Source organism: Phenylobacterium sp. FG114, assembly GCF_057809855.1.
On the sequence record NZ_JBMDKU010000023.1, the window covers coordinates 35,465 to 42,772 of the forward strand.

The 7,308-nt window shown below is 68.9% G+C and carries 5 protein-coding genes and 1 pseudogene; 3 read left to right on the plus strand and 3 right to left on the minus strand.

The features are described 5' to 3' along the window. The first annotated feature begins 176 nt into the window (after window positions 1-176). A complete protein-coding gene (locus ACODSY_RS25000; protein WP_488954619.1) occupies window positions 177-2,093 on the plus strand; it encodes a glycosyltransferase family 2 protein in 1,917 nt (638 codons plus the stop codon). On the opposite strand, the gene argJ is transcribed toward ACODSY_RS25000, so the two are convergent. After that, window positions 2,071-3,528, minus strand: coding sequence for a bifunctional glutamate N-acetyltransferase/amino-acid acetyltransferase ArgJ (argJ, locus tag ACODSY_RS25005; RefSeq protein WP_488954620.1), 1,458 nt, complete (start codon window positions 3,526-3,528; stop codon window positions 2,071-2,073). The genes ACODSY_RS25000 and argJ overlap by 23 nt on opposite strands. Next, window positions 3,525-4,481, minus strand: a complete 957-nt coding sequence (locus ACODSY_RS25010) for a peptidylprolyl isomerase (RefSeq protein ID WP_488954621.1) — start codon at window positions 4,479-4,481, stop codon at window positions 3,525-3,527. Before ACODSY_RS25010 ends, argJ begins: the two co-directional genes overlap by 4 nt. A 135-nt stretch (window positions 4,482-4,616) precedes the next feature. Here ACODSY_RS25010 and ACODSY_RS25015 point away from each other — a divergent pair, with 135 nt between their 5' ends. Further along, entirely contained in the window at window positions 4,617-5,786 is a 1,170-nt protein-coding gene (locus ACODSY_RS25015; protein WP_488954622.1) for an acetyl-CoA C-acyltransferase, read from the plus strand. A 177-nt stretch (window positions 5,787-5,963) separates the two neighbouring features. Here ACODSY_RS25015 and ACODSY_RS25020 read toward each other — a convergent pair whose 3' ends face one another. Then, window positions 5,964-6,746 (minus strand): class I SAM-dependent methyltransferase, encoded by a 783-nt coding sequence (locus ACODSY_RS25020; protein WP_488954623.1) that lies wholly within the window; start codon window positions 6,744-6,746, stop codon window positions 5,964-5,966. Between the two features lie 254 nt (window positions 6,747-7,000). On the opposite strand from ACODSY_RS25020, the pseudogene ACODSY_RS25025 reads away from it, so the two are divergent. Beyond that, window positions 7,001-7,207: pseudogene (locus ACODSY_RS25025) on the plus strand (hypothetical protein); the annotation flags it as partial. Between the last annotated feature and the right edge of the window lie 101 nt (window positions 7,208-7,308).

The following is a 7,308-nucleotide window of genomic DNA, read 5'->3' on the forward strand; positions in this document are numbered from 1 at the left end:
GGGCTGACGGATGAGGGGTCGCTCGGCATGCCCGGCGGCCCCTTCTTCGTGCCGGTTTCCCGCCAGCGCCGCGCAACAGCTCATCGGTCTCGCTGTGCGAGCCTCCGTCTCCCGCAGGGGAGAAGGGCGAGTGTGGCTTGGACCCCCGCGCGGAACGCTCTAGACGGGCGCTGCTCATGCCGCCCACGCTCCGCGACACCACCGCAGCCGCCCTCCGCGTCGTCCGGCGCTGGCCGCCCGTCCATTGGGTGGTCCACCAGGTCGCGCTGCAGGTGATCAAGACGCGGTGGGGCGAGCGGTTCGTCCGCAGCGTGGTTGGCCCCGAGGCGCAGACCGACAAGGAATACCGCGCCTGGGTCGCGGCCTACGACACACTGAGCGACGAGGATCGCGACGCGATCCGCAACCACATCGATCGGTTCGCCGAGCGCCCGACCATCTCGGTCGTGATGGCCGCCTACAGGTCCGATCCCTACCTGCTGCACGAGGCGGTCGCCTCGGTGCTGACCCAGCTCTATCCGCACTGGGAGCTGTGCATCGCCGATGACGGCTCGCCTGGCGAGGCGACCTGGACGGCGCTGACCGAACTGGCGGCACAGGACGCCCGGATCAAGTTGGTCCGCCGCGAGGCCAACGGCGGCATCGCGGCGGCGACCAACTCGGCGCTCGCCCTGGCCACCGGCGAGTTCGTGGCCTTCCTCGACCACGACGACCTGCTGGCCGAACGGGCGCTCTACGAGGTCGCGGCCGAGCTCGATCGCTGGCCGCTCGCCGACCTGGTCTTTTCCGACGAGGACAAGATCGACGAGAAGGGCCGCCGCTCCCAGCCGCACCACAAGACCGACTGGAACGCTGAGCTGATGGCCGGCGTGAATGCGGTGAACCACCTGACCGTGATCCGCCGCGATCTGCTGACGTCGCTGGGCGGCCTGCGCGACGGCCTCGATGGCGCCCAGGACCACGATCTGGTGCTGCGCGCGGCCGAGCGGGCGACCCCGGCCCGCATCCGCCACATCCCGTGGGTGCTCTACCACTGGCGCTGGCAGGGCAAACAAGGCTCCTTCTCCCGCGCTCGCGCCGCCGAATGCGCCGCCGCCGCCGCGCAGGCCGTGAGTGAACACCTTGCCCGCACAGGACAGGTCGGGACCGTCGAAGAGCTGGACGTGACCGCCCGCTGGTTGCGGGTGCGCCGCCCCCTGCCCGATCCGAAGCCCTTGGTCAGCGTGATCATGCCGACCCGCGACCGGGCCGACCTGGTGGCCCAGGCCGCCGACGGGGTGCTCAACGGCACAGCCTATGCGCCGCTGGAGCTGCTGATCGTCGACAACGGCAGCGAAGAACCGGCCACCCTCGCCCTATTCCAACGCCTGAAGACCGACCCCCGCGTGCGGATCATACCTGCCCCCGGGCCCTTCAACTTCTCGGGCCTCAACAACCGCGCCGCCGCCCAGGCCAAGGGTGAGATACTGGTCCTGCTCAACAACGACATCTCGATGATCCGCGCGGACTGGCTGGACGAGATGGTGAGCCAGGCGATCCGACCGACCGTCGGCGCCGTCGGGGCCAAGCTCTACTACCCGGACGGGACGCTGCAGCACGCCGGCGTGGTGCTAGGCGTGGGCGACGTGCCACAGAAGGTCGCCGGCCATCTCTACGCGGGCGCGGGGGCGAACCACGCGGGCTATCAGGGCCACCTGCGGCTCACCCGCAATGTCTCGGCCGTCACCGCCGCCTGCCTGACGATTCGCAAGGACGTCTACGACAGCGTCGGCGGCATGGACGAGGCGCACCTCGCCGTGGCCTTCAACGATGTCGACCTGTGCCTCAAGGTGCGCGCCGCCGGCTACGACATCGTCTGGACGCCGTTCGTCGAGTTGGTCCACCACGAAAGCGCCAGCCGCGGCTCGGACTTGGCCCCCGAGAAAGTCGCCAGGTTCGAGGCCGAGGTCTGCGTCATGCGCGAACGCTGGGGTCCCGTCCTGGACGCCGACCCCTTCTACGGGCCAGTCTTCGACAAGCGCTACGCCAACTACCGGCTGGGCGACCCGCCGGGCCGCGTCGCGCCGTGGCTCAGGACCGATAGTCGCCGTTGATCTCGACGTACCGCTTGGTGAGATCGCAGGTCCAGACGGTGGAGCTGGCGCGGCCCATGCCCACGTCGACGCTGACTTCGAGCTCCTGCTTCTTCATGTAGGCGCTCATCTTGGCCTCGTCATAGCTGCCCGCGATCAGCCCGTCCTGCGCTGCCCAGTGGGGACCGAACTTCACGCTCATCGAGTCGCGGTCGACCGGCTCGTCAGCCTTGCCCACCGCCATGACGATCCGGCCCCAGTTGGCGTCCTCGCCGGCGAAGGCGGTCTTCACCAACGGGCTGTCGGCGATCGACTTGGCGATCTTGCGGGCCGACGCGGCCGTCTCGGCGCCCGAGACCGTGATCTTGATGAACTTGGTGGCCCCCTCGCCATCGCGCACCAGCTGGTGGGCCAGGTTCATCAGCACCTGCTCCAGCTTGTCACGGAAGTCGGCCAGCCGCCGGTCTCCGGCGCGGCTGATCTTCGGCGCGCCCGACTGGCCTGTGGCGAACAGCAGCAGGGTGTCGTTGGTCGAGCGATCGCCGTCTACCGTCACCGCGTTGAAGGTGTTGCGGGTGTAGAGGTTGCAGAGGTTTTGCAGCGCGCCCGGCGAGATCGCCGCGTCGGTGACGACGAAAGCCAGCATGGTGGCCATGTCGGGCGCGATCATGCCCGAGCCCTTGCAGATCCCGCCGATCCGCACCGTCACCCCGTCGATGTCGGCCTCGGCATAGGCGCCCTTCGGGAAGGTGTCGGTGGTCATGATGGCGCGCGCCGCCCCGCCCCAGCCGTCCTCGGTCAGGTGGTGCTCCAGGTCGGGCAGGCGGGCGGTGATCTTGGCGTCGTCCAGCAGCACGCCGATCACGCCGGTCGAGGCCACCATCACGTCGCGCTGGCGGCAGTCGAAGCGCTTGCCCACGGCCGAGGCCACGCGGCGCACGGCGTCGGCGCCGGGCCGGCCGGTGAAGGAGTTGGCGCAGCCGGCATTGACCACCAGGGCCCGGACGCCCTCGCCCTTGGTCGCCTCCAGGTGCCGCTTACACCAATCGACCGGCGCCGAGCCCACCCCGTGGCGGGTGAAAACGCCGGCGCAGCTCGCGCCCTCCGGAAAGCTGAAGACCAGCAGGTCGTCGCGCTCGTGCTTGTAGAAGCCGGCCCGGCCCGTCGCCATCGTCAGGCCGCGGATCGGCTGCATGCGCGGAAACGGCACGGCCAGCGGCGAGACCGGCATGGCCGACTTGTCGACCTTGCCCGTAAGCGGCACGGCCGCCGGCGGCGCGGCGGCGCGGTCGTCGAAGGCGCGCGCGGCCTTATCGGCGCGCTTCAACCCGGCGCGCTTCAGGGCGCTGGTCAGGGGATCGAGCGCGCGCTCCACCGCCTGGCCGACCACCTCCACCGGCTTGGCGGACTTGGCGGGGGCGGCCTTCGTCGCGGGCTTGCTGGGCTTGCGGCTCATTTGGCGGCTCCCTTCTGGGGCGTGGCGGCGGGGACGGATTCGGCGGGCAGCCGCGGTGCGACCTTGGGTGCGTCCGCCGGCGGAACGGGCTTCGGCCCGCCGGCTTCAGGCTTGATCAGGGCCTCGACCTTGGCCTTGGCGCGCAGCTTCTCCAGCAGGTCGCGGATCCGGTCGTAGGTGAGGAAACGGACGATCTGAGGGCGGGCCGCGTCCAGCGCGATCGGCTGCTCCTGGCGGACGTCCTCGATCTTGAGCAGCGCGAAGCCGTTCTGCACGGGGATCGGCCCGACGAGCTGGCCCGGCTTCGCCCCCTTCAGGGCGGCGTCATAGGCCTCTGGCATGACGTCGGTGGTGAAATAACCCAGGTCGCCGCCGTTGAAGCGCGTCGACGCATCGCGCGAACGTTCCATGGCCAGCGCCTCGAAGTTGGCGCCGGCGATCAGCAGCTTCTTCGCCTGCTCCACCTCGGCCGCGGTCGCCAGCACGATCTGGCGGGCGCGGATTTCCTCCGAGCGCCGGGCCAGCTTCTGCTGCTCTTCGTAGAGGCCGCGGATATTATCCTCAGTGACGGCGTCGGCGACCGTGGTCTCGACCAGCATGTCACCCATCACCCGGTCCTGGGCGGCGGTCAGGCGGCGCTGCGCCAGCGGATCCTTGTCCAGCTTGCGGCGCTGGGCCTCGGCCGCGAGCAGCTTCTGGTCGATCACCTGATCCATCATCTGGCGGAACAGTTCCGACGTCGGATCCAGCGGCTCCCCCTCGCCGATCAGACCCTGGGCGACGGCCTCGCGCTTCACGTCCGAGGCCCAGACGGTCTTGCCGTCCACCTTGGCCACCGCCTTGTCGCCTCGCTCTGGCGGGGTGGTGCTGTCCCCGGCGCGGTCGCACGCGGCCAGGCTCAGCGCCAGCGCGACGGCGATCGTTGCGGTGCGAAGCAGGCGAGCGGCCATCATCGTTTCCTTGCCACGCAGCGACCCGCGCGCCGCCCGTCCCTAGCCATTTCCCCTCGGGGATGCAAAGGTTGCGGCCGAGTATTGCGGGCCCCGACCGAGGGCTCAAAAATCCATTCGTTGGGAGGACTATTCCAGATGCGTGAAGCCGTCGTCGTTTCCTATGCCCGTACCGGCCTGGCCAAATCCGGCCGTGGCGGGTTCAACATGACCCCCACGGTGTCGATGGCGGCGCACGCCGTGAAGCATGCGGTGGCCAAGGCAGGCGTGGCCGGCGGCGACGTCGAGGACGTGTTCATGGGCAACGTGGCCCACGGCGGCGGCAACATCGCGCGTCAGGCGGGCCTGCTTGCCGGCCTGCCGGTGACCGCCTCGGGCGTGACCGTGAACCGCTTCTGCTCGTCGGGCCTGCAGACCATCGCCATGGCGGCGAACCACGTCCGCAACGACGGCGCGCCCGTCGTGGTGGCGGGGGGCGTCGAGTCCATCTCGATGCCCAACATGGGCGCCGGCAAGGACAACTTCGATCCCGAGCTGACCCGCATGCACCCGGCGATCTTCATGGCGATGATCGACACCGCCGACATCGTGGCCGCCCGCTACAACGTCAGCCGCGAATCCCAGGACGAGTACTCGCTGGAGAGCCAGCGCCGTATGGCCGCCGCGCAGCAGTCGCAGAAGTTCGCCGACGAAATCGTCCCGATGAAGACCAAGATGAAGACGGTCAACAAGGAGACGAAGGAAGAGACCGTCGTCGACTACGTGGTCGACCGTGACGAGTGCAACCGCCCCGACACCACGCTCGAGGGCCTCCAGAAGCTCCAGCCGGTCATGGGCGAGGGCAAGTTCATCACCGCCGGCAACGCTAGCCAGCTCTCGGACGGCGCGGCGGCCGTGGTGATCATGGAAGGCAAGGAAGCCGAGCGCCGCGGCCTGAACCCGCTGGGCGTGTTCAAGGGCTGGGCCGTCGCCGGCTGCGAGCCCGACGAAATGGGCATCGGCCCGGTGTTCGCCATCCCGCGCCTGCTGGAACGCCACGGCCTGAAGGTGGACGACATCGACCTGTGGGAGCTGAACGAGGCCTTCGCCAGCCAGTGCCTCTACAGCCGCGACAAGCTCGGCATCGACCCCGAGAAGTACAACGTCAACGGCGGCTCCATCGCCATCGGCCACCCCTTCGGCATGACCGGCGCCCGCCTCGCCGGCCACGTCCTGCAGGAAGGTAAGCGCCGGGGCGCCAAGCACGTGGTCGTCTCCATGTGCATCGGCGGCGGCATGGGCGGCGCGGGCCTGTTCGAGGTGTTCTAACTTCGTCCCTCCCTTAATTGGGAGGGACAGATCGCGCAGCGATCAGGGTGGGGGATGCAGGTCCAAGCGCGGAGCTTGACCCACACTTCCCCACCCGTCTCGCTTCGCTCGCCATCCTCCCCATTGCGGGGAGGGAGAATTTGGCCCTCCCTCGTGGGAGGGCCTTTTCGTTTGCGCTCAGGCCCTCGTCGCCTCGAACGTCCAGATCCGGTCGGCCTGTCTCGGTCCGCGCGCGGGGTCGTATCCGCCGCAGACCGTGACCTCTCCGAACCCAGCCGCCTCCAGCGCCAGCTTGAACTCGTCCAGGCCCCAGTAGCGCTGGGCCATCAGGTCGATCTGGGTTTCGACCAGCGTTCCGTCGCGCCAGCGCTCGTAGCGGTAGGTGGTCTCGGCCCGCTGACGCATGAGGTCGGTGGCCGTGCGGATCCCCTCGCAGGTCAGCAGGTCACCGTTCGGCGCGGCCCAGCGCCGTCGGTCGGGCTGGCCGCCCGTAAGAAAGTTCAGGCCCTGCAGGTCGATCACCAGCACCCCGCCCGGCTCCAGGTGATCCCGGAAGCGCCGCAGCACGGCCATGGCGATGGCGAAGTCGTCGATCAGGGTGAACGACCCCACCGGGATCAGTATGGCGCCGAACCGGCGGTCGTAGGCGAAGTCCTCATAGCGTTGCCGCCTGAGATCGGGCGCGAACCCTGCCTCGGCGCAGCGGGTCCGGCATCGGTCCAGCATCTCTGCGCTGGGATCGAAGCCGCTCACATCCAGCCCAGCCTGGAGGAACGGGACCAGCGTCCGCCCCGACCCGCAGGCCGGCTCCAGGATCGGGCGTCCGAACCCCCTGAACCGCTCCAGGTGGAATCGGGTGTCCGGCAGCGCGAAATAGGGCTTGTCGAGGTCGTAGATCTCGGCCGCCATGGAGCCATAGCGGTTCGTCCCATTGCGGGGCGTTGTCGTGTCTGAGGGCATGAAGGCCTCTGGAATGTAGAGGGGGCGCGCAGGGCTTCCCCTGGCGCGTCGCGTGGCCGGCGGTGTCCGCGGCGCTTATGAGCGACTAGGCCTTCATAGTGCGACCAAGCTACGCGCCTCGCGGGAACGGTCAACCCGCGACAGGTGCGCCGCGTTGACTTGAGCGGGGGCAGTCCTTAAGTCACCCACGCCCCAAAAGAGCGCCATTTTCCTGGCTGGCGAAGGGCCATATCGCCGCCAAACGGATACCTCACTTGAGCATTTTCCAACGGTTCTTCGGTTCTTCCAACGACCGCAAGGTCAAGGGCATGACCGCCCGCGTCGCCAAGATCACGGCGCTGGAACCCGCCATGCAGGCGCTTTCGGACGATCAGCTGCGCGCGAAGACCGCTGAGTTCAAGGAGCGCATCGCCAAGGGCGCGACCCTGGACAGCATCCTGGAGGAGGCCTTCGCCGTGGTGGTGACTCTTATACACATCTGACGCTGCCGACGACTCCGCGAGAGTGTAGATCTCGGTGGTCGCCGTATCATTAAAAAAGGGGGGGGGGGGGGGGGGGGGGG

Excerpts from the sequence above, each read along its gene's own strand:
- ACODSY_RS25000 (WP_488954619.1), top strand. The coding sequence starts at position 177 with ATGCCGCCCACGCTCCGCGACACCACCGCAGCCGCCCTCCGCGTCGTC.
- argJ (WP_488954620.1), bottom strand. The coding sequence starts at position 3,528 with ATGAGCCGCAAGCCCAGCAAGCCCGCGACGAAGGCCGCCCCCGCCAAG.
- ACODSY_RS25010 (WP_488954621.1), bottom strand. The coding sequence starts at position 4,481 with ATGATGGCCGCTCGCCTGCTTCGCACCGCAACGATCGCCGTCGCGCTG.
- ACODSY_RS25015 (WP_488954622.1), top strand. The coding sequence starts at position 4,617 with ATGCGTGAAGCCGTCGTCGTTTCCTATGCCCGTACCGGCCTGGCCAAA.
- ACODSY_RS25020 (WP_488954623.1), bottom strand. The coding sequence starts at position 6,746 with ATGCCCTCAGACACGACAACGCCCCGCAATGGGACGAACCGCTATGGC.